The sequence below is a fragment of the Marinobacter sp. LV10R510-11A genome, from assembly GCF_900215155.1.
In the GTDB taxonomy this organism is placed as follows: Bacteria; Pseudomonadota; Gammaproteobacteria; order Pseudomonadales; family Oleiphilaceae; genus Marinobacter.
The window spans coordinates 3,271,950-3,290,999 of record NZ_LT907980.1; the positions used below are offsets into that span (position 1 = coordinate 3,271,950).

Consider the following 19,050-nt stretch of genomic DNA (forward strand, 5'->3'; position numbering starts at 1 on the left):
CAAGAGGCTGTTGTCGGACGCACCTACGCTGCGCTCTGGCACGCCGCAAAGCCAAGCGTTATGAGTACAAGGGGTTAGATGGATGACAAGCATCTACAAGTATGGGGACGGTGAAGCCGAAGAGGAAAATGCCTCTGGTGTGTCAGGGGTTCTTTGCAGCGGTGCGGCAGGAAGCTATTTCTTTAGGGTGTATCACTCGGACACGTCTTTTACGGACTACGATTTGCGCCACGATGATTTGTCAGTGACAATTTCACCCGACGCATTGGCATCGTTTTATAAAGTTCAGGGCCATAATGTCCTCGATCATAGCCCCGAGGTTTTGGGGTTGGAGCAGAAATGAACGGAAGAACGATGTATTTCCCAAAAACTCATCACCAAGCGCGCCAATACACCACCGCTAGTGCAGTGGTGGGACGCTCGCAAGCTCGCGCCCTTGTGTGCGGGCGTTATGTTGTTGGGAGATCTGATAGTCAGCTATGAAACTTGAAAATATTGAGTTACTTATCGATGGCTCGGGCGAAATTTCTATCGGAAGGGCTGGGCCAGTTCGATGTGCTGCATGTGCGTCTGATGAGGATCAGTGTCTTGCAATGTTGGTCAGACGGCCTGATGAGTCATTATCTGAGTTGCTAAAACGGCTTGATTCTGCAATAGAGGATGCGATTGAACGGCAAATATTTGCGGATGAGATCAATGGATAGTGGCCAAGACGCTGTTCATGACTGTCACGGCATGCCAGATAACGGCGTGTCGATTAGGCTGGAAAAGAATTATGTAAGGCGCGAAAATTTCGTATGGTGCCTGTTTATAGAAAGGCAAGCGACGGAAGGCGATTTGGAGGAGAACCATCATCTCGAAGAGGTTGGCGAGATGATTTGGACGACGGTTGTTGAAATTGGGTTCTGCCCATATTGCGGGCAAGAGCTTGCCGTCCCCAGCAGAAATAAGCCCGGTGATTTTGGTCGCTTTGCTCATATTGACTGCTCAGCTTGGGCGAGCCGATGGTGCTGACCTCAACAAAACATAACCAGGCCACGCACCGGTGCCAAAACCTCCGCTTCACTGCGATTTTGCCACCGGTGATGGCGGGCGTTATGTGTAAGGAGTAACCAGTTGCCCTCAGCAACGTTGAAAATATTCTTGGTCTACGGCGACCCCAAACGACTCCGTACAGTTGAGCTTTCAAACTGGACAGGTAAAGCCGTTGCCGGTCCGCGAAGCGAGTTTGATAGTGTCATCGGGCGCGAGGAATCCCTAAATTCTGGGATCTATTTTTTGACGGGTGTAGACCCGGATACCAATAAAAGCGTGATCTACATTGGCGAAGCAGAGTGTATTCGGGATCGCGTGAAGTCTCACCTCTCAAAGGACTACTGGAACCACATTGCTTTTTTCATCAGCAAAGACGAAAACCTCACCAAAGCTCACATCCGCTACATTGAGGGTAGGCTAATTGAGGCCGCTAAATCAGTGGGTCGGGCGGTGGTCATAAATGGCCAGGGTAGCGGATCAAAGCTCCCTGAATCAGACCGCGAAGACATGGAGGTATTTCTCGAAAAGGTTCACCAGATACTACCGGTTATCGGCATTGAGAGCTTCGTTAAAACTGGCGGAAATGAGAAGCCGGATATTGATACCGAAATTCTGACCTGCTCAATAAAGAACGTAACTGCAACAGGCTACCTCACACCAAATGGCATGGTGGTTATTGCTGGATCTGAGGCGGTATTAAAAGAGCGTACATCCGCTAAAAAGTGGCCTGCTGTCCTTGTTCAGAGAAACAAGCTCATCGAGGAGGGTATTCTCATTGAAAGAAATGATAAGTGGGTGTTCGGCAAAGATACGGAGTTTTCCAGCCCCAGCGCCGCCGCCGCAGTCATTCATGGCGGCAGTGCTAATGGTTTGACCGCTTGGAAGGATAAGAGCGGTAAGTTATTGAAAGAGATTGAGAGCGAGTAACTTTACGCTTCAATCGTTCAGACATCGGGCAGAGCCGCTGAGAAAATTCATCGCCGATACAAACACATAACCAGTGCAGGCACGGCGACGCCCTTTTCATTGCGCCTTTGGCTCCATTCCAAGGACGCGCATGCTGTGAGCGTTGAGGCTGTAGAAAAACCCCAAATCAGGCTGATTTTGGTAGAATCGAGAACACAGACAAGGAGCGGTCGGAATGCCTCGTTTCAAGCACTACAACTACGATCAAGATTCGATGGTGGTGATCAACTACCAGGAACAGCTCCAGCCCGGCACTTTCGAACATGCGGTGCACTACCTGATTGAACACAAGCTGGATCTGTCCGTATTCCATCCAAAATATCGCAATGACGACACAGGCCGGCTGGCGTACGATCCAGCCATTCTTCTGAAGATCATCCTGTTCGCCTACTCCAAAGGCATCACCTCCAGCCGCGAGATCCAGTGGTGCTGCGAGACCAACATCATCTTTAAAGCGCTGTCCTGCGATACCGTTCCGCACTTCACCACCTTGGCCAAGTTCGTTAGCCAGCACGCCGATGAGATTGAAGAGCTGTTCGAACAAATACTGCTGGTGTGCCATGAACAGGGCCTTTTGGGCAACGAACTGTTTGCCATCGACGGCTGCAAAATGTCGTCGGACGCTGCGAAGGAATGGTCTGGCACTTTTAAAGAGCTGGGCGAAAAACGGGACAAGCTGAAACGGTTGATTCGCCACCATTTGCATGAGCATCACGAACGGGATGAGGCTGAAACCGAAGCGGAACTGGATCGAGATATTCGAAGGGCGAAAACCGTGCTCTCTCTGGATGAGTCGATGAAAAAAGTGGACCGTTTCCTGAAGACGAACAGCCCAAGAATGGGTCAGGGGAAGCGACTCAAGGAAGTGAAGAGCAACATCACCGATAACGAAAGCGGCAAGATGGCCACCAGTAAAGGCACGATCCAGGGCTATAACGGCGTGGCGACGGTGGATAAGAAACACCAGGTCATAATCGATGCGCAGGCATTCGGTGAAGGCCAGGAACACCACACGTTAAAGCCGGTGTTGGAGACGGTTCAGCGTCGCTATAAAAAGCTCGGTATTGCCGACAACATCTATCAAACCGGCGCGATCGTGACCGCCGACACAGGCTTCGCCAACGAAGCGAATATGCAGTATATGCATGAACAACAAATCAACGGCTATATTCCGGACAACCGATTCCGCAGCCGTGATCCAAAGTTCGCGCAGCAAAAAGACAAATACGGTAAGCGCCAGCAAACCCCATCGAAGAGCGGTTGGAAACACGTGATTCCTTCCAGTGAATTCCAGTTCGATCCTGTTGCGATGACGTGCATCTGTCCCGCTGGAGAATCCCTGCATTACGAAGGCACCCGAACCGATCAAAATGGCGTACCCAGAGCCCACTTCCAAGGGCGGTTATTGCAGTGCCGCCAGTGCCCCCAAAAGCATCAATGCATGCAAAACCCCAGCTCAGCAGGTCACCGAAAAGGCAAAGGACGGCAGGTCTCTTACACCCTGGAGCTCAGGCGCGATCCAACGTATACCGACTGGATGAAGCACCGAGTCGATAGTCAGCAAGGCAAAGCTATTTACGGCCATCGCATGTCGGTGGTCGAGCCTGTGTTCGGCAGCAACAAACGTCTGAATCGCTTCAGTCTGCGAAGCAAAAAGAAGGTGCAGGGTCAGTGGCAATTGTATTGCCTGGTGCACAATATTGAGAAACTGGCGAATTATGGGCAGTTAGCGGCATGAAACCGGGGCCAGGATATGGCCAGATATAGGTCACAGACGGCCATGTGTAGAGAGCTCAGCGTCGGATATCGATAATGATGCGGTGTTGCCATCAAATGATCAAACTTGCGCCAGTTGACGGCGGGGTATGAAAAAACAACACAGCGGCTGCAGGTTAGGCTCTGAAAAGGGTTTTTCTACAGCCTCGTTATGTTCCTCCCCTCGAATACCTTGCTTGGCGCTCATCAATATCGTACTCTTTGACGTACATTTAAGCGTACTGAGGTCGTTTCCATGTCTAGGGTTCGAGTAAATGAAGATATCCGTCCTTTGTCTGAATTTCGCGCAGGGGTAGCCACATTTGTAAAGCAGCTTCATGAAAACCGTCGTCCTATGGTGCTGACGCAAAGAGGTCGTGGCGTTGCAGTACTTTTGGACGTTCACGAGTACGAGAAGATGCAAGAGCGTCTGGAAATACTAGAAGAGGTGTATAAGGCGGAAGAACAGATAGCCTCCGGGGATGGTATTGCCCATGAAGACGCTAAGGCTCGGGTTCTGAGCGGGCTTGCCCAATGAAGATTGTTTGGTCCCCGCTTTCGCTGGAGCGTGTCGAGGACATAGCTCGGTATATTGCAGAAGACAACCCAGATGCGGCGGTACGGTGGGTTGATGATCTATTTGCCACGGTAGAACGACTAGCTGATTTTCCCAAAAGCGGGCGCATGGTTCCCGAGGTGGGGTCACCTCGCATCAGGGAGCTGATATTTGGAACGTATCGAGTTATTTATAGTGCGAGAGATCAGGTTGATATTCTGACTGTGCGTCGCAGTAGCCAGTTATTGCGGATGTCCGAGCTCGGTGATGACGAAACATAATACGCTGTTGTGTAGTGCTAAAAAGGGCCTCCGCGTATGGAAGTGGATTCTGAAAAGGTAGTGCGTGACGCGCGAGAAGCTGGCGCCGAAATAGCATTGGAAATCGATTCCGCACATGGCCCGCTATGGTCAGGAAGGGAGACGCTTGCTCGGCTGGTTCTTTCCTTGTCTTCTGGTATTTTGGTCGGCACGATCACGTTCGCACAGACAATTCTTGCAACTGCCTCAACAGGCTCTTTTGCTTCTTGGTCGCTCGTTATCAGTTGGTGTTTTTTGTTCGGTTCAATTTTGCTTGGTTTGTGGTCACTCCACCGGGGCAACACGCTAAGGAGCTTTCATGCCCGCTTCGTTAACAGCGAACCCGATATTCGCAAAGAAGCGTCCGAGTTGAACGTTGGTACTCACGAAGAGCTTCTCGATTCCTTCGTTGGTATTGTTAAGAAATACAGTGACACCGCGCTTGAGCCACTCGGGTCTGCGGATATCGATGCAGAGCGCTACTTGAGGTTGTCCCTTATCACATTCGCTATTGGGCTTGGCGTATTTATTATCTGTGGTGGACTGCAGATAACATAACAATAACGAGCATGGCAATTTCATTGCGGCTGAGAGAGCCGCTATGCACGCAATCGTTGGGAGTTCGTTTTGAAGAAAATTTTTGCCGCGGTTTTAATTCAGTTCGTAGCGTTTCAAATTACTCACGCTGCTCCAGTGGTACTTCAATGTGCAACCTCTGAAGGCCAGAAAGTCGCGGACCTAAAAGTTGATATTGACCGCCAAATAATGAATTGGGGTGTCATTGAATATTACATTGTTCAGACTGACGATACGTACATAACGGCTTACCAGAAAGGTGCGGATGTGGGTGGCGAAGTTTGGGTTATTAATCGGGTATCAGGATTTTATAAGCGAGCTGCTGTCGGCCTTTACTATGACAGCAGCTATAGTAAAGGTGATGAAGGAACCTTTCAGGCTCAAACTTACGAGGGCAAGTGTTCTAAACGACAGTTTTAGCCATGCGATCAGCCTCACATAACCAGTGCAGGCACGGCGACGCCCTTTCCATTGCGCCTTTGGCTCCATTCCAAGGGCGCGCATGCTGCAAGCGTTATGCGGTACGTGCGTCTTGACGTACGTACCCAAAAGCGTACACTGGTGAAAAGTTGAACACATCAGAGGTGCGTCATGACCGGAATTACAGCAACTGAGGCGCGCAGCAACCTTTACAGGTTGATTGACGAAACTGCCGAGTCCCATCAACCAATCGTTATTATGGGTAAACGGAACAGGGCTGTTCTCGTTTCCGAGGAAGATTGGTCTGCGATTCAGGAAACGCTTTACCTGTTATCTGTACCAGGTATGCGCGAGTCTATTCGAGAGGGAATGGATACCCCTATGGATCAATGCGATGAGGAGCTGAACTGGTGACATGGAAGTTGGTTTACACCAAACAGGCCCAAAAAGATGCAAAAAAGTTAGCTTCCAGCAGCCTCAAGCCAAAAGCTCAGGGATTGTTGGCGCTGATTGCGGAAGATCCGTATCGGAGGCCGCCGCCGTTCGAAAAGCTCATTGGTGATCTTGCAGGAGCATACTCTCGCCGCATCAATATCCAGCATCGTGTTGTTTACGAAGTGCTCGAAGATGAACGAGTGGTAAAAGTTCTCCGGCTCTGGAGTCACTACGAATAATGCATAACCAACCGCTGTTGCCGGACAATTTTTCCACCGCTGTGCGGTTCCACAATTGCCGCAAAGCTTCGCGTTAAGCTATATTGTTGCGTGATGCGCAACATGCTATTATTCCCTTATGATTAAAACATTCCATCACAAAGGACTGAAACGGTTCTACTCGACTGGCAGCACTGCTGGTGTTCAGCCTGATCACGCCAAGAAGCTGCGCATGCAACTCGTTGCTCTGGATACCGCCACGTCAGTTGAAGACATGACTATCCCTGGCTTTCGGCTTCATCCATTGAAGGGGAAAGACAATGGGCGATGGTCGATCTGGGTTAACGGAAATTGGCGTATGACGTTCGAGTTTCGGGATGGCAACGCCTACATTCTTGATTATGAGGATTATCACTGATGACTATGCATAATCCGCCGCATCCCGGCGAGTTTATTCGGGAGGTATACTTGGAGCCTTTTGGCATCAGTTCCCGTCAACTGGCTTCCAGTCTGGGCGTTTCTCCTTCCACTTTGTCTCGGTTGCTCAAAGGGGATAGTGGTATTAGCCCGGAAATGTCTCTGCGGCTATCCAAGGTTCTTGGGCGTACTCCTGAGAGCTGGTTGGCAATGCAAGACATGCACGATCTAGGAATGGTTCGCCGGACAGTCAATTTGGATGGTATTCATCCTTTGGACTTCGAAGCAGCTTAACCAGTGGCTGTTGTCGGACGCGCCTACGCTGCGCTCCGGCACGCCGCAAAGCCGGGCGTTAAATATAAAAAGGGTGTTCATTCAGTGGGGCTAAAAAAGCTGTTTTTGCGATGATATCCGTTACGAAATAGCCCCCCTGGATATGTCCATGGTTCACTGCCGTTACCAAATTTGCCGCAAGGCTCATGCGGCAAATTTGCCTTCATCACTTGTGTTAAACGCGAAGAGCAGTAATCTATTTTGAAACGGCTAAATAATAATTATTACAGAGCTTTTTTATGGAACGTAGCACCGAAGCGCGAACAGGTTTGGTAGAAGCAGGGTACTGGGTTAGTCCATATTTTTTCTGGGGTGTAACCCTGATTCTGGTTATTTTTTTGTTGGCAGGGATATGGTTTTTTCTTCGTTACCGTCGTGCTATGGATGCTCGAAATTTGTTAGTACAGGAATTGCGTGAGGGCGCGGATTCTTTTCGCTATCTTGTTGAAACTGCGCACGAAGGGATTGCAGTGGTGCAAAATACACGGCTGGTATATCTCAACCCGCGCATGTGTGAAATGAGTGGGTATGATGAAGCTGAGCTCCAGGAATTACCGTCTTTCATGCCTCTAATCCATCCATCTGCACGGGATGAGATGATGGCTAATTATCAGCGCCGCGTAGCAGGAGAGGCAACACCGCAGCGTTATGAAAGCCTCTTTTTACGAAAGGACGGTAGCAGTTACCCTATTGAACTAAGTGGTGTTGCGATTATTTGGGGTGGGCAGCCAGCAACGCTCAATATGCTTACTGACATTTCCGACCGAAAGGCGGCTGAAAAAAAGATTCGGTATCTAGCTCACCATGACGATCTCACTGGCCTCGTTAATCGCTCAGTGTTGAATGAGCGTATCAAGCAAACCATTGGTTTGGCGCAGCGTAGCAAAGACCCGTTTGCCGTGTTATTCATCGACCTTGATGCCTTGAAGCAAGTAAATGATACCCACGGGCACGAGGTGGGAGACGTTTTACTGCAGCAAGTGGCCCTGCGTATCAAACTGCAACTAAGAGACACGGATACCTTTGCGCGTATTGGCGGGGATGAGTTTGTAGCCTTGCTGACTCAAATAAATGACAACCAGGGGGTGAAGCAAATCGTGGCCCGCATTGAAGATGCGATGACTGAGCCATTTCAGATTCAGCATCATAAGCTGCATTGCCATGTGAGCCAGGGTTTTGCGCTATACCCTGAGAACGGAACATCGGTACAAGCGCTGTTAAGCAAAGCTGATAAAAACATGTATGCGGATAAATACAGTTACTACACAAGCAATAACTCTAATCCTCCAGCATGATATCGACCCTGCGCAATGATCACTCCAAAATCGGTCAGTAGCCCATAAATCCGATCGAAGACTGACTACATCTTCAATGTGCCACACTGGATGCCGTGGGAGTAGGAGGGGTTTATAATAATCGTTAATTTCCACTATCCATCGTTTATCGGAAAAGCCTCCTTATTTCAACACTATAGCGATTTACATGACCGTCGGCGACCGTATTGCTGGCTAGCTAGACTTTAACAATCGGCTGCACAGCGACCAGTTTTACACCTCTTTGCGGCTTCAAACCGGCGCGTGAGCTAAGCGTTAGGGCTTACTGCGCGTCCGCCAATAGCCAGGCTTTCTGGAGTGATGGGCAACGGCGATCACTACGCTTTCATCCGGCAACTCAATCGCGACAATGTCGTACGGGAAGCGTTCCAGAATCAGTCGTTTTGCGCCGGTATGGCCGGCTTCTTCGGGGAGAGGCGATAAGGGGATGAAGTTTTCTTCAATAACGTCGATGGCAACCTCAACAGCAGCGAAGAACTCGGCTCCGAGTCCAGGTTGCTCATATTCGTACCATGCTGCCGCCTCTATCGCTTCCTGCGAGGCTTCTTCCAGTATCCTTACCGTTCGCATTGTTACTGGTTTAGCCTCGCTCGCATCTTTGTTCGAAATTCTTCGCGGCTGAGAAGTGTGGCCTTACCGCTTTTTACCTTGGACACACGGCGAATAATTTCATCATTCCAGGCCTGTTCAACAGAGTCGTCACGAGGGCCGTCCAAGCTCATTATGAGCTCGCGCGCTAGTGCTGCACGTTCCGACTCGGAGAGAGTCGAAATCTGGGAGCGTAGGTGATTTAATGTGTTCGTAGTCATGGTGCCTCCGCGAGCAGCGATACGGCTATGCTATCCCGATTCGACGGCCCTAACAAGACGGTCAACCGGACACCAAAAGCGTGCCGCTTTTGGTTCCCTCCGCTGGCGCTCCGGCGCCGGTTACCTAAGCGTTGGGCGCCAAGAAGTGGCGCATTGATTGGGTGCAAGCGGATGGTATGATATTGTCATACTCTACCTGTATTAGGAGTACCAGCTATGAGCATGCACCGGAAAACTATTACGCTGACTGAGCAACAAGACGGTTGGGTGAAAGGCCAGATTGAAAGCGGTCACTTCGGCAATGATAGTGAGTATATCCGCTATCTCATCCGGCGAGACCAGCAAGCCCAGATACGTCTTGCCACGCTGCGGCAGGCTCTGTTTGAGGGTGAATCAAGCGGGACACCTAAGCCGTTTGATATATCGGCTATCAAGGCTGCTGGCCGTAAGCGCATGAAGGCGGCTGATTAGTGTTCAATCTGAGCATCACGCCGAAGGCGGAATCAGACCTCATCGGCATTTGGGTGTACACCTGCGAAGAATGGGGTGTTGATCAGGCGGATAAATACCTAGATCAACTGGAAGCAGGAATGCAGCAGCTGATTAATCATCCGTCACTAGGCGCGAACTACGCCCATGTTCTTCATGGGTATCGCAGATTGCAGGTCGAGCATCACGCTGTTTTTTATCAAGTGCTTGAATCGGAGATGCTTATTGTTCGTGTGTTGCACGAGGACATGGATGCACCTGAGAGGCTTCTGGATTAGTGGCGACTATGTTTCCGGCGTAGCTGCAAAACTTCCATCCAGGCCCCGTGCCGTTGTCGCCGCTTCGCTCTGCCAAGGCAGCCGCTGAACAAAAGCGTTAGGCATTTCAACTAGGGGGCACTGATGCTAGAACCTTACGATTTTTGGATATTTTTGAGTGCAAGCTTTTTGCTTTGGATTACTCCGGGGCCAGACACCATATACATTCTAGCCAGAACAATATCTCAAGGGCGTTTGGCGGGTTTACTCTCGGTACTCGGTGTAAGCGCTGGGGTTCTTGCACATACCATATTTGCAGCCATCGGGCTTTCTGCGATATTGGCGACCTCAGCGCTAGCATTTACGGCAGTTAAATTTATCGGCGCTGCGTATCTTATTTACCTTGGAATGCAAGCTTTGCGCGGTAATCGCAAGCAGGCAGAAGTCACTGGTGTTGTAGCTCAAAGCCGTTCACAAATTTTTGGTCAGGGACTGCTCACTAACTTATTGAACCCAAAGATCGCTATTTTCTTTCTTGCATTCTTGCCGCAGTTTGTGGCCCCTGACAGCCATAGTAGCTCCGGTATATTTCTATTTTTAGGCGGCATATTCGTGATGGGTAGCACGGTGTGGTGCCTTTTATTGGTTGTATGTGCTGCCAGCTTTAAGAAGGCAGCGACGTCAAATGCGCGTTTATCTGTTGCTGTGGGTAGAATTACCGGGTTTGTGTATATAGGTCTAGGTTTGAACCTACTTCGTGCGAAGCTTTAATGCTTAGTTTCGAGTTTTGCCTAACAAATCGCAGCAGTACGCGCCCTACGGCCGCCGGACGCTACTGACGTGCCGTCGCTGTGCTCAGCGTTAGCATAAAAATACAAACCGAGTATGGCTATATGCCCATACTACCGTTATAATTTCCCTATGAATAAATCAAACTTTGAGTGGGATGAGGCGAAAAACCTCGAAAATCAAGAAAAGCATGGCGTATCGTTTTACGATGCTCAACATGCATTCAAAGATGATCGACGTGTTATTGCCGAAGATGTTGTACATAGCCAAGATGAAAAACGTTATTTTTGTTTTGGTTTAAATCAAGAAAATTCAGGCATCTTAACTGTTCGTTTTACTTATCGAAATAACCAGATCAGAATTATTGGTGCTGGTTACTGGAGAAAAGGGAGAAAATTATATGAACAAGAAAATTAAATACACTGATGAGCCAATTGGTGAAGTAAGACTTGTTGCTGACTTCTTACCTTCACCTGAAGAGCTGAAATTAAAAAGTGAAAATACTAAAGTAACTATTTCATTAAGTTCCGAGAGTGTTGCATATTTTAAGCAGGCCGCCAAAACTAACCACATGCAGTATCAAAAAATGATTCGTGAGTTACTGGATGAGTATGTGGCACATCAAAAAAATGCTAACAAGTAGCACCAACGGACTCCGTAATATTGGCGACTTTGCCGCAAAAACACGCAGCAAAGTCGCCAACATTACTACGCCGTTGTGCTAGGCGTTATGCAGATCAGTGAGCTGGGCTCCTCAAGTATTTCTCCTGGCCCAGCCTCCCTGTTTTGACTAATAGTGTCGTTTACAACCACTGCTTCGGATAGCGTTGCCCGGAAATAAGCCGGTGGTATACCACCCCGAAAGCCACAATCAGAACGGTGCCTGCCGCCACCGGCGTCAACAGGAAACCCCAGTGTTCACCTGCGAGCATGACGACTAGCGGATTAGCCCCTGCTGGTGGGTGGGTAGTGTTGGTCAGCATCATCAAGCTTACCGCTAGTCCTACTGCCAATCCCATCGACCAGGGGGTAACGCCCACCAGAGCTGCTACAGACAGGCCGGTCGCCGTTGTTAATAGGTGACCTATGATGATGTTTCTGGGCTGTGCTAGTGGACTTTCCGGCAATCCGAATAGGATTACCATGGTCGCGCCAAAGGGAGCCATCAACCAGACGGAGGACTGATTAGCGCTGCCCAGGCTGCTCAAAGCGGTAATACACAGCATTGCCCCCAAGCCTGCTAGCAAAGGGACAAGGTAGCGTGAAGTGGTCAGACGTTTGTACATGAGCAAAATCTCCAAAGTAGACAGATCGGTCTGCATAGAGTAGACAGTCTTGTCTACTGATGTCAAGATACGGATATCTGATGTGATGTGGGTGTAACCATGGATAAACAAGAACAGCTAGTTCGTACCGCCTTTAAATTGTTTTACGTTCGGGGCATCCACGCAGTGGGAGTGAACCTGGTGTTAGCGGAGTCAGGGATAGCCAAGAAGACGCTTTATCATCACTTCCCCAGCAAGCAACACCTAGTGGAAGCGGTCATCCGCTATCGTGACTGTAGCTACCGGGCTTGGCTTATATCGAGGCTGGATCATGTACTTTCAGGCAAACCCGCTTTGCTTGAACTATTTAGTGCTCTGGATGACTGGTTCCACAGCCGGGTGCCGGATATCGACCACTTCCATGGCTGCTTCTTTATCAATGCCAGCGCTGAATTCGGCGACCGAGACAATGTCATCCACCGGGCCTGTGCCGAGCACAAAGCTGATATAACGAGATTGATTCGAAAGCATGTGGATGCGTTGTCTCTTCCGGATGGGGCAACAGAAGAGCTCACACGCTTAGTTGTTCTACTTAAGGAAGGGGCTACCTCAGTGGCGCACGTTCAGGGAAATCTTGATGCGGCGATGGAGGCCAAAAAAATACTGGAGAATATGCTGCATGACTATGCTGATGAATAACTTTGGTACTTGTGTTGCTTGAAGAAAATATCTTCGAAAAATCGATTGCGTAACGCCACAAAGCATAAGGAGTAGTGCATGATTTTCGAGCTACCTGCACCTGAAACACTTGAGTCTGAATCATTGGTTAGCTGTATTGAAAATCGTCGCAGTGTGCGAGAGTACTCTAAAGCTCCCCTGCGTATTGATTCTCTATCCCAGTTGCTGTGGTCTGCGCAAGGAATAACGGGGCCGGAGCAAAAAAGGGCAATACCTTCAGCGGGCGGGCTCTACTCTTTGCAGACCCGCATTTTGGTGCGGCGCATTGCGGAGCTTGAGCCTGGGATTTATGGATACCAGAGTGGCAGTCACTCTTTGAAGCTACTTGGCAGCATCTCTCCAGAAGCGTCGATACGAGAAATGGGGATTGGCGATCAACCATGGCTAAATGACGCGGCCATCGTCATTGGGTTAGCTGGAAAGCTCGAAGTAGCCATTAGGCGCTTTGAATCTCAGGCACCCCAAGGAGAGCGCGGTTCTCGCTATGTGTATATGGAATCGGGAGCTTTAGCGCAAAATGTCCATCTTCAGTGCACGGCTCTGGGGATTGGTTGTGTTTTGGTCGCAGGCTTTGATGATTCGAAGGTGAAGGAAGCATTTGGGTTCCCTTCAGATGTGGAGCCTACTGCGCTACTTTGTATCGGACAGCGGTGGAGTGTCTAACTATGCATAACCAGCCACGTCACACGGATGGTTTTTCTCCGCTTCGCTCCAAAAAAGCCACCGGTGCGCTTAGCGTTAGGGCCACGCCCCTTTGTGATAGATCAGTTCATAACTGTGACTGAATGTTTCACAATGGTCGTGAACGAAGCCGCTCCGGTCACGAGACTCTCACATTATTCTGGACTACGCATGCCCGATTTGAGTTACCTGCGAACATTCGATCCCGACCGTTTCAAAACTCGTGGTGACCAACCGACGATGAAAGCAGTGGTGACTACGGGCAACGGCAGTTATGAGAAACTAGAGTACTGCAATGTCCCGATTCCCATACCGAGGCCAGGCGAGGTGTTACTCAGGGTCTTGGCGGCCGGGGTAAATAATACAGAAATCAACACTCGACTTGGCTGGTATTCTTCATCGGTTCAGGGTGGCACCGAGCACTTATCTGAAACCCATAATGAGCCAGGGATTGAGGATGGTGGCTGGAACGAAACAACTCCTTTTCCGTTTATTCAGGGTACAGATTGTTGTGGCGAGGTTATTGCCAGGGGTGAGAGGGCTAATTGGCCGGATATTGGGAAGCGAGTTCTTGTCAGGGCTTGTATGCGTCTTAACGGCTTCGATTCTCTGGATAATCTTTGGATGGCATCGGATTTTGATGGAGCGTTCGCTCAATACGTCACGGTGCCGGCCAGCGAGGTATTTGAAATCGATAGCGATTGGAGCGACGTAGAGCTTGCGACAATACCCTGTGCTTATGGAACGGCGGAAAACATGCTGCACCGTGCAAACGTAAAAAGAACTGACCGCGTGTTGGTTACTGGGGCGTCGGGTGGAGTCGGATCAGCGGCTGTGCAGTTGGCGAAGCGTCGGGGTGCCTATGTTATCGCCGTAGCCGGCGAAAGTAAGCTGGATTCTGTCCGAGGTCTGGGGGCCGACCAAGTGATTACCCGGGGCTCGGACTTGAGCACTGAGCTTCAGGACTCATCGGTGGATATTGTTATCGACAATGTTGCTGGTGAGCAGGTCGGGAAGCTGTTGAAGCTGGTGGCTCGTGGTGGCCGATATGTTTCGTCTGGAGCGATTGCCGGGCCGATAACGACCATCGATATGCGCGATTTTTATCTCAAGGACTTAACACTAATTGGTTGCACAGCCTGGGATGAACCGGTCTTTTCAAATCTCATCGATTACATTGAAAAAGGTGATATACGTCCTCTGGTCGCGAAAACGTTCGAGCTGAAAGACATAGCGACTGCGCAAGAGGAATTCCTCAAGAAGATGCACTTTGGAAACTTTGTACTGGTGCCGCCACTATGAAAGCCCCTCCTCGCAGGGCAATAGGCGAAAAGATACGATCCCCATTCAAAGGCCCTAACAATGCAATCCACGCGACAAGCGCGTGATTGCGTGCGTTAGATTCATTCGGAGGTATGCGTGAAACTCGATCATAGATACAAATATGAATGTGATTCGTTCAAGTTGCTAGTTGATGAGTTCGAGCGTCAAGTTGACGATTACAAACTTAAAAATCAACATTATGCTGAAGAAACGATAGTACACGACCTTAACGAATATCAGGCACCAAGATACATTTCGAATTACAAATCTATATTGACTAGTTCGCTAATTATTGAGCGCGCGCACCTTCAATAGGGCTGACGGGTCCACCCGCTTGCCGCGAACAATGCCATTGATATCCGGAATCAGCAGATCCACAAACTGCAGCTCGGGGTGCGCCTTGAGAAATGCGTCGGTGCTCACGGAACCAGTACCCATAGGGGAAGCCTTTCAGAACTGAAACAGGCCTGTGGCGCAGAGGGCGGCACAGGGAAATTTGCAACGGCACGTTGGATTCGCGCCTTAGCGCTCCTTTATCCCGCGTTTCGGGGGTTTTGGCAAGATAGGCACATACCGTATTGGACCCATGCTTCGGGTTTATCTGGGCAGTGATTAGCTTGTTGATACTATACACAGGCGGATTGGCGGACCGGATCACCACGGCCTCGATCTGGCGGCGCGAGAGTGGCAACAGAGTGGCGAGAGGGTCAGTTTTTCAGGTACCATTTCAGAAGTGGCTGCTTTTGCTTAGCGGACTGCTTAGGTTATTGAAAAAATGGTACTTTTAGCCGATCCTTTTTATCTATTCATAAGCAATCCAGGCCAGCCTGCCAGGCCGCAGGGGGAGAAACAGAACGGTATGACGAATCAGAGAATCGCCAAAACGGAAATCCTTAATAAGGTGTATACCGCTGATAATCATGAAGAGCTGATGGACGCCTATCAGGCCTGGGCAAGCGACTACGACAGCGATCTCGTGGATCGGTTTGGGTATGTTGCCCATATCGCCAGCGCAAAGACCCTGGATCAGGCGCTTTGCTGCCAGCATGACGCGGTCATCCTTGATGCCGGAAGCGGGACAGGTCTGGTGGGGAAGGAGCTTGCGACGCTGGGGTACACCACCATGGATGCGCTGGACTATTCCCGGGATATGCTGGACGAAGCAGCGGCCAAGGGCATCTATCGGTCATTTTTTCAGGCGGACATGACCAAACCTCTTCCGTTTGCAGACAATACCTACGATGCCGTGGTCTGCACCGGTACCTTCACCTACGGTCATGTCAGGGGTGACGCATTTGCCGAGTTGATTCGCGTTACCCGCCCCGGTGGCACGATCGTTTTCACGATACGTGAGGGAGCTTTCGAGGATTACGGTTACCGCGCGAAGATGCTGGAGCTTGAGGTTCAGGGCGACTGGGAACTGCTCAGCTTCTACGATACGCCTTACCAGATCGAGGAGGAAAACACCTGCAAGATGTGCACCTATCGCGTGCCAGGCGCGGCCGCCTGATTCGAGAGTGTTGCACTTAGTTATTGAGCGCGCGGGGGTTGAAGCTTGATCATTTGCGTCCCTTATCTGCATTGATCGAATCGTTGGGCCTATACGTAGATCAATATACAGAATGTGTTTTTGAGAAAAACGCCGACATTATCGCTGGCCACTACGTATCCTCATATCTCGGCTATGTTGAAGCTCTTCAAAGGCTCGGAGTAAGCCTGCAAAAGAGTGATGACGTCTGGCATAATCTTCTATTCAAATATGGCTAACAAGTGCAGGCATGGCGACGCCCATTACATTGCGCCTTCGGCTCCATTCCATTGGCGCGCATGCTGCAAGCGTTATGCGGAACGTTCGTCTTGACGCACGTACCTAAAGGCGTACACTGGTAAAAAGTTGAATACATCAGAGGTGCGTCATGACCGGAATTACAGCAACTGAGGCGCGCAGCAACCTTTATCGGTTGATTGACGAAACTGCCGAGTCCCACCAACCAATCATCATCATGGGTAAACGGAACAAAGCTGTCTTGGTTTCCGAGGAAGATTGGTCTGCAATTCAGGAAACGCTCTACCTACTCTCTGTTCCAGGTATGCGTGAGTCTATTCGTGAGGGGATGGATACTCCTGTGGATGAATGCGATGAGGAGCTGGGCTGGTGAAATGGAAGTTGGTTTACACCAAGCAAGCCCAGAAAGATGCGAAGAAGTTGGCCTCCAGCGGCCTCAAGCCAAAAGCTCAGGAATTGTTGGCTCTAGTTGCGGAAGATCCATACCGCAAGCCGCCTCCGTTTGAGAAACTGATCGGTGATCTTGCGGGGGCCTATTCACGCCGCATCAATATTCAACATCGTTTGGTGTATCAGGTGCTCGAGGACGAGCGGGTAGTGAAAGTCCTCCGGCTCTGGAGCCACTACGAATAATGCATAACCAGTGACTGTGGTGTCAATCCTATAAATTAGGCCATATTTTCACGCCACGGTTCTTGGTTTTTGATCATGGTATTGAGCACCACAATCATCTTTCTCATGCAGGCGATCAAAGCGACCTTGGGAAGCTTGCCTTGGGCCTTCAGGTGCTCGTAGAACCGTTTAAAAACGGGATTACACTGGATAGATGAGAGCATGGCCATGAACATCACCGTGCGCACTCTATGACGTCCTCCCCGTATCCTTCGTTTGCCATTGAGCTTGCCGCTGTCTCGGTTAATGGGCGCAACACCGACCAACGCAGCAATCTCTTTGCGGTTGAGAGAACCGAGTTCTGGAAGCTCGCTGAGCAAGGTGTAGGTGAGTACTTTGCCGACGCCCGGAACACTGGTGAGGATCTCAGCTTTGATACGCCAATGATCGACTTTGGCAACTTCCTGGTCGATTTGTCGAGTAATGGTTTCGACCTGACTCTGGAGCATCTTGAGCAAGCTTTTGATGGAACGATGAAGTGTTTTCGGAAGTATCTGGAGACGATTTTTCTCCATGGTGGACATTTCCAAAAGCTGGCTTCGCCTGACGAGTAAGTCTTTAATTTTCTGAGATGTTTTGTCTGGAATCGGCTTGAATTCAGGCTTCAGTGTGGCGGCGTATTTGGCGATGACCTGTGCATCAATCCGGTCGGTTTTGGCAAGCACTCCGATGGCTTGAGCGTAGCGCCTGACGCTGGTGGGATTGACGACAATGATCGGTAGACTGGCTTGGTCACATGCTTGCACCAGGGCATGTTCATAACGCCCGGTTGCTTCCACCACTATACGTTCGATGGAGTAGCCTTTGAGGATTTTAACGAACCGCTGAATGTGCGCCTCGCTGTTGGGGATCGAATAAAACTCGCCGGAGGGGTGAAGGGCGATATCGAGATTAGCTTTACCAACGTCGACACCGATATTGACTGGGATTTGGATTTTTGAAGTGTTCATAATAAGCTGACTCTGCCTTGCTATACGGGCTCGAGGCCCCGATGACTGTTCGAGTTATCGCTTTAGAGTCATGCAGCGCTACACACTGGTTATCGGTCTCTCGAAAGAGGAGCCGGTCATTCACCGAGCTGCTGCACGAAGACCCCCAGTTGCAGCTGGGGGTGGGCCTCAACTTTACCCATTAACGACAGAGATTATCCATACAAGTCGCTCAAGTACGTTCCCGGCCTGAAGGCCGTCCACCGGATGCCCTAGTCGGGCGCGGCTTAATTTTGGCGTTATATGTGAGGAGTATGGATGAGTCCTACAGTATTCAGAGAAAAGGGATATCGCTTCTTTTTCTTTTCGCGAGAAGAATCTCGCATGCATGTTCATGTAGTCTCAGGTGATGGCGAGGCTAAATTCTGGCTTGAACCAGATCTTGAGCTTGCCAAAAATTACGGGTACAACCGGCAGCAATTAAAAGAAATCGAATCATTGGTGGAGGATCACCGCGATGAGCTTGTCAGCGCTTGGAAACAGCACTTCAGCAGTTGAGGTGACAAATATCTCTGCACATGGTGTGTGGCTCCTTGCGCACGACCGTGAGTTTTTCATGCCGTACAAAAATTTCCCTTGGTTCAAGGAACAGCGAGTCAGTGCAATTGTGAATGTCGAGGAGCAGTCTCCTGGGCACTTCTATTGGCCTGAGCTTGATGTAGACCTGACGGCGGAAATTATTGAGCATCCTGAGAGGTTTCCAAACGTAGCTCACAGCACATAACCAGTGCAGGCACGGCGACGCCCTTTCCATTGCGCCTTCGGCTCCATTCCATAGGCGCGCATGCTGCAATCGTTAAAGGCCTTACTCCGGTGTTCATTGGTTTGGTGTTTGGCGCGGGCTTCAGTGGCTGTCCGCAGTCTGAAAACAGTCTTCAGTCTGGCAACGGTTTTGGCGGCTAATCTGG

General features: G+C 50.0%; 30 protein-coding genes and 1 pseudogene. 25 read left to right on the plus strand and 6 right to left on the minus strand.

What is annotated here, in order from left to right:
- Positions 1-82 precede the first annotated feature (82 nt).
- A complete protein-coding gene (locus CPH80_RS15715) occupies positions 83-343 on the plus strand; it encodes a hypothetical protein (protein ID WP_096279254.1) in 261 nt (86 codons plus the stop codon).
- A gap of 350 nt (positions 344-693) precedes the next feature.
- On the opposite strand, the gene CPH80_RS21715 is transcribed toward CPH80_RS15715, so the two are convergent.
- Complete coding sequence (locus CPH80_RS21715; protein ID WP_157746907.1) at positions 694-978, minus strand: hypothetical protein; 285 nt, start codon at positions 976-978, stop codon at positions 694-696.
- A gap of 138 nt (positions 979-1,116) precedes the next feature.
- On the opposite strand from CPH80_RS21715, the gene CPH80_RS15730 reads away from it, so the two are divergent.
- The 11 genes from CPH80_RS15730 to CPH80_RS15780 all read left to right on the plus strand — a co-directional run bounded on the left by CPH80_RS15730 (position 1,117) and on the right by CPH80_RS15780 (position 8,305).
- A complete protein-coding gene (locus CPH80_RS15730) occupies positions 1,117-1,962 on the plus strand; it encodes a GIY-YIG nuclease family protein (RefSeq protein ID WP_096279260.1) in 846 nt (281 codons plus the stop codon).
- Between the two features lie 214 nt (positions 1,963-2,176).
- Positions 2,177-3,739, plus strand: coding sequence for a transposase (locus tag CPH80_RS15735; protein ID WP_096279262.1), 1,563 nt, complete (start codon positions 2,177-2,179; stop codon positions 3,737-3,739).
- Positions 3,740-4,012: 273 nt separating this feature from the next.
- Entirely contained in the window at positions 4,013-4,294 is a 282-nt protein-coding gene (locus tag CPH80_RS15740; protein WP_096279264.1) for a type II toxin-antitoxin system Phd/YefM family antitoxin, read from the plus strand.
- Positions 4,291-4,593, plus strand: coding sequence for a type II toxin-antitoxin system RelE/ParE family toxin (locus CPH80_RS15745; protein ID WP_096279266.1), 303 nt, complete (start codon positions 4,291-4,293; stop codon positions 4,591-4,593). The genes CPH80_RS15740 and CPH80_RS15745 overlap by 4 nt, the downstream gene beginning before the upstream one ends.
- Before the next feature lie 36 nt (positions 4,594-4,629).
- On the plus strand, positions 4,630-5,169 hold the full coding sequence (locus CPH80_RS15750; protein WP_096279268.1) for a hypothetical protein: 540 nt from the start codon (positions 4,630-4,632) through the stop codon (positions 5,167-5,169).
- A gap of 69 nt (positions 5,170-5,238) precedes the next feature.
- Positions 5,239-5,607: a hypothetical protein gene (locus CPH80_RS15755; protein WP_096279270.1), complete on the plus strand. Its 369-nt coding sequence runs from the start codon at positions 5,239-5,241 to the stop codon at positions 5,605-5,607.
- 171 nt (positions 5,608-5,778) lie between these two features.
- Entirely contained in the window at positions 5,779-6,021 is a 243-nt protein-coding gene (locus tag CPH80_RS15760) for a type II toxin-antitoxin system Phd/YefM family antitoxin (protein WP_096279272.1), read from the plus strand.
- The gene (locus CPH80_RS15765) at positions 6,018-6,281 is read left to right on the plus strand and encodes a Txe/YoeB family addiction module toxin (RefSeq protein WP_096279274.1); all 264 of its coding nucleotides are present in this window, start codon (positions 6,018-6,020) and stop codon (positions 6,279-6,281) included. Before CPH80_RS15760 ends, CPH80_RS15765 begins: the two co-directional genes overlap by 4 nt.
- 118 nt (positions 6,282-6,399) lie before the next feature.
- The gene (locus CPH80_RS15770) at positions 6,400-6,678 is read left to right on the plus strand and encodes a type II toxin-antitoxin system RelE/ParE family toxin (RefSeq protein WP_096279218.1); all 279 of its coding nucleotides are present in this window, start codon (positions 6,400-6,402) and stop codon (positions 6,676-6,678) included.
- A complete protein-coding gene (locus CPH80_RS15775; protein ID WP_096279220.1) occupies positions 6,678-6,971 on the plus strand; it encodes a HigA family addiction module antitoxin in 294 nt (97 codons plus the stop codon). Before CPH80_RS15770 ends, CPH80_RS15775 begins: the two co-directional genes overlap by 1 nt.
- A 278-nt stretch (positions 6,972-7,249) precedes the next feature.
- Positions 7,250-8,305 (plus strand): sensor domain-containing diguanylate cyclase, encoded by a 1,056-nt coding sequence (locus tag CPH80_RS15780; protein WP_096279276.1) that lies wholly within the window; start codon positions 7,250-7,252, stop codon positions 8,303-8,305.
- 294 nt (positions 8,306-8,599) lie between these two features.
- On the opposite strand, the gene CPH80_RS15785 is transcribed toward CPH80_RS15780, so the two are convergent.
- A complete protein-coding gene (locus tag CPH80_RS15785) occupies positions 8,600-8,914 on the minus strand; it encodes a hypothetical protein (RefSeq protein WP_096279278.1) in 315 nt (104 codons plus the stop codon).
- 2 nt (positions 8,915-8,916) lie between these two features.
- Entirely contained in the window at positions 8,917-9,153 is a 237-nt protein-coding gene (locus tag CPH80_RS15790; protein ID WP_096279280.1) for an addiction module protein, read from the minus strand.
- 216 nt (positions 9,154-9,369) lie between these two features.
- On the opposite strand from CPH80_RS15790, the gene CPH80_RS15795 reads away from it, so the two are divergent.
- From CPH80_RS15795 to CPH80_RS15815, 5 genes are all read left to right on the plus strand, one after another.
- Positions 9,370-9,624, plus strand: coding sequence for a type II toxin-antitoxin system ParD family antitoxin (locus CPH80_RS15795; RefSeq protein ID WP_096279282.1), 255 nt, complete (start codon positions 9,370-9,372; stop codon positions 9,622-9,624).
- The gene (locus CPH80_RS15800; RefSeq protein WP_096279284.1) at positions 9,624-9,920 is read left to right on the plus strand and encodes a type II toxin-antitoxin system RelE/ParE family toxin; all 297 of its coding nucleotides are present in this window, start codon (positions 9,624-9,626) and stop codon (positions 9,918-9,920) included. Before CPH80_RS15795 ends, CPH80_RS15800 begins: the two co-directional genes overlap by 1 nt.
- A gap of 123 nt (positions 9,921-10,043) precedes the next feature.
- Positions 10,044-10,670: a LysE family translocator gene (locus tag CPH80_RS15805; RefSeq protein ID WP_096279286.1), complete on the plus strand. Its 627-nt coding sequence runs from the start codon at positions 10,044-10,046 to the stop codon at positions 10,668-10,670.
- Between the two features lie 150 nt (positions 10,671-10,820).
- Positions 10,821-11,105 (plus strand): BrnT family toxin, encoded by a 285-nt coding sequence (locus CPH80_RS15810; protein ID WP_096279288.1) that lies wholly within the window; start codon positions 10,821-10,823, stop codon positions 11,103-11,105.
- Positions 11,089-11,331 carry a BrnA antitoxin family protein gene (locus CPH80_RS15815; RefSeq protein WP_096279290.1) on the plus strand — a complete coding sequence of 81 codons (243 nt, stop codon included), beginning with the start codon at positions 11,089-11,091 and terminating at the stop codon, positions 11,329-11,331. The genes CPH80_RS15810 and CPH80_RS15815 overlap by 17 nt, the downstream gene beginning before the upstream one ends.
- Before the next feature lie 160 nt (positions 11,332-11,491).
- Here CPH80_RS15815 and CPH80_RS15820 read toward each other — a convergent pair whose 3' ends face one another.
- Positions 11,492-11,974, minus strand: a complete 483-nt coding sequence (locus CPH80_RS15820) for an HPP family protein (RefSeq protein ID WP_172898612.1) — start codon at positions 11,972-11,974, stop codon at positions 11,492-11,494.
- Positions 11,975-12,073: 99 nt separating this feature from the next.
- Here CPH80_RS15820 and CPH80_RS15825 point away from each other — a divergent pair, with 99 nt between their 5' ends.
- The 3 genes from CPH80_RS15825 (at position 12,074) to CPH80_RS15835 (ending at position 14,674) form a co-directional block, all read left to right on the plus strand.
- Positions 12,074-12,652 carry a TetR/AcrR family transcriptional regulator gene (locus tag CPH80_RS15825; RefSeq protein ID WP_096281691.1) on the plus strand — a complete coding sequence of 193 codons (579 nt, stop codon included), beginning with the start codon at positions 12,074-12,076 and terminating at the stop codon, positions 12,650-12,652.
- 78 nt (positions 12,653-12,730) lie between these two features.
- Complete coding sequence (locus tag CPH80_RS15830; protein ID WP_096279292.1) at positions 12,731-13,354, plus strand: SagB/ThcOx family dehydrogenase; 624 nt, start codon at positions 12,731-12,733, stop codon at positions 13,352-13,354.
- Between the two features lie 189 nt (positions 13,355-13,543).
- Positions 13,544-14,674, plus strand: a complete 1,131-nt coding sequence (locus CPH80_RS15835; RefSeq protein WP_227520211.1) for an alcohol dehydrogenase family protein — start codon at positions 13,544-13,546, stop codon at positions 14,672-14,674.
- A gap of 324 nt (positions 14,675-14,998) precedes the next feature.
- Here the strand turns inward: CPH80_RS15835 and CPH80_RS21720 are convergent.
- A pseudogene (locus CPH80_RS21720) lies at positions 14,999-15,133 on the minus strand (hypothetical protein); the annotation flags it as partial.
- Between the two features lie 421 nt (positions 15,134-15,554).
- Between CPH80_RS21720 and CPH80_RS15840 the strand changes: the two are divergent.
- The 3 genes from CPH80_RS15840 to CPH80_RS15850 all read left to right on the plus strand — a co-directional run bounded on the left by CPH80_RS15840 (position 15,555) and on the right by CPH80_RS15850 (position 17,114).
- The gene (locus CPH80_RS15840) at positions 15,555-16,205 is read left to right on the plus strand and encodes a class I SAM-dependent DNA methyltransferase (RefSeq protein ID WP_096281695.1); all 651 of its coding nucleotides are present in this window, start codon (positions 15,555-15,557) and stop codon (positions 16,203-16,205) included.
- 406 nt (positions 16,206-16,611) lie between these two features.
- On the plus strand, positions 16,612-16,854 hold the full coding sequence (locus tag CPH80_RS15845) for a type II toxin-antitoxin system Phd/YefM family antitoxin (protein WP_096279294.1): 243 nt from the start codon (positions 16,612-16,614) through the stop codon (positions 16,852-16,854).
- Positions 16,851-17,114: a Txe/YoeB family addiction module toxin gene (locus CPH80_RS15850; RefSeq protein WP_096279296.1), complete on the plus strand. Its 264-nt coding sequence runs from the start codon at positions 16,851-16,853 to the stop codon at positions 17,112-17,114. The genes CPH80_RS15845 and CPH80_RS15850 overlap by 4 nt, the downstream gene beginning before the upstream one ends.
- Positions 17,115-17,149: 35 nt before the next feature.
- On the opposite strand, the gene CPH80_RS15855 is transcribed toward CPH80_RS15850, so the two are convergent.
- Positions 17,150-18,103, minus strand: coding sequence for an IS110 family transposase (locus CPH80_RS15855; RefSeq protein ID WP_096279298.1), 954 nt, complete (start codon positions 18,101-18,103; stop codon positions 17,150-17,152).
- A 297-nt stretch (positions 18,104-18,400) separates the two neighbouring features.
- On the opposite strand from CPH80_RS15855, the gene CPH80_RS15860 reads away from it, so the two are divergent.
- The gene (locus tag CPH80_RS15860; RefSeq protein ID WP_081622871.1) at positions 18,401-18,640 is read left to right on the plus strand and encodes a DUF4160 domain-containing protein; all 240 of its coding nucleotides are present in this window, start codon (positions 18,401-18,403) and stop codon (positions 18,638-18,640) included.
- Between the two features lie 25 nt (positions 18,641-18,665).
- Entirely contained in the window at positions 18,666-18,866 is a 201-nt protein-coding gene (locus CPH80_RS15865; RefSeq protein ID WP_264754845.1) for a DUF2442 domain-containing protein, read from the plus strand.
- Positions 18,867-19,050 lie beyond the last annotated feature (184 nt).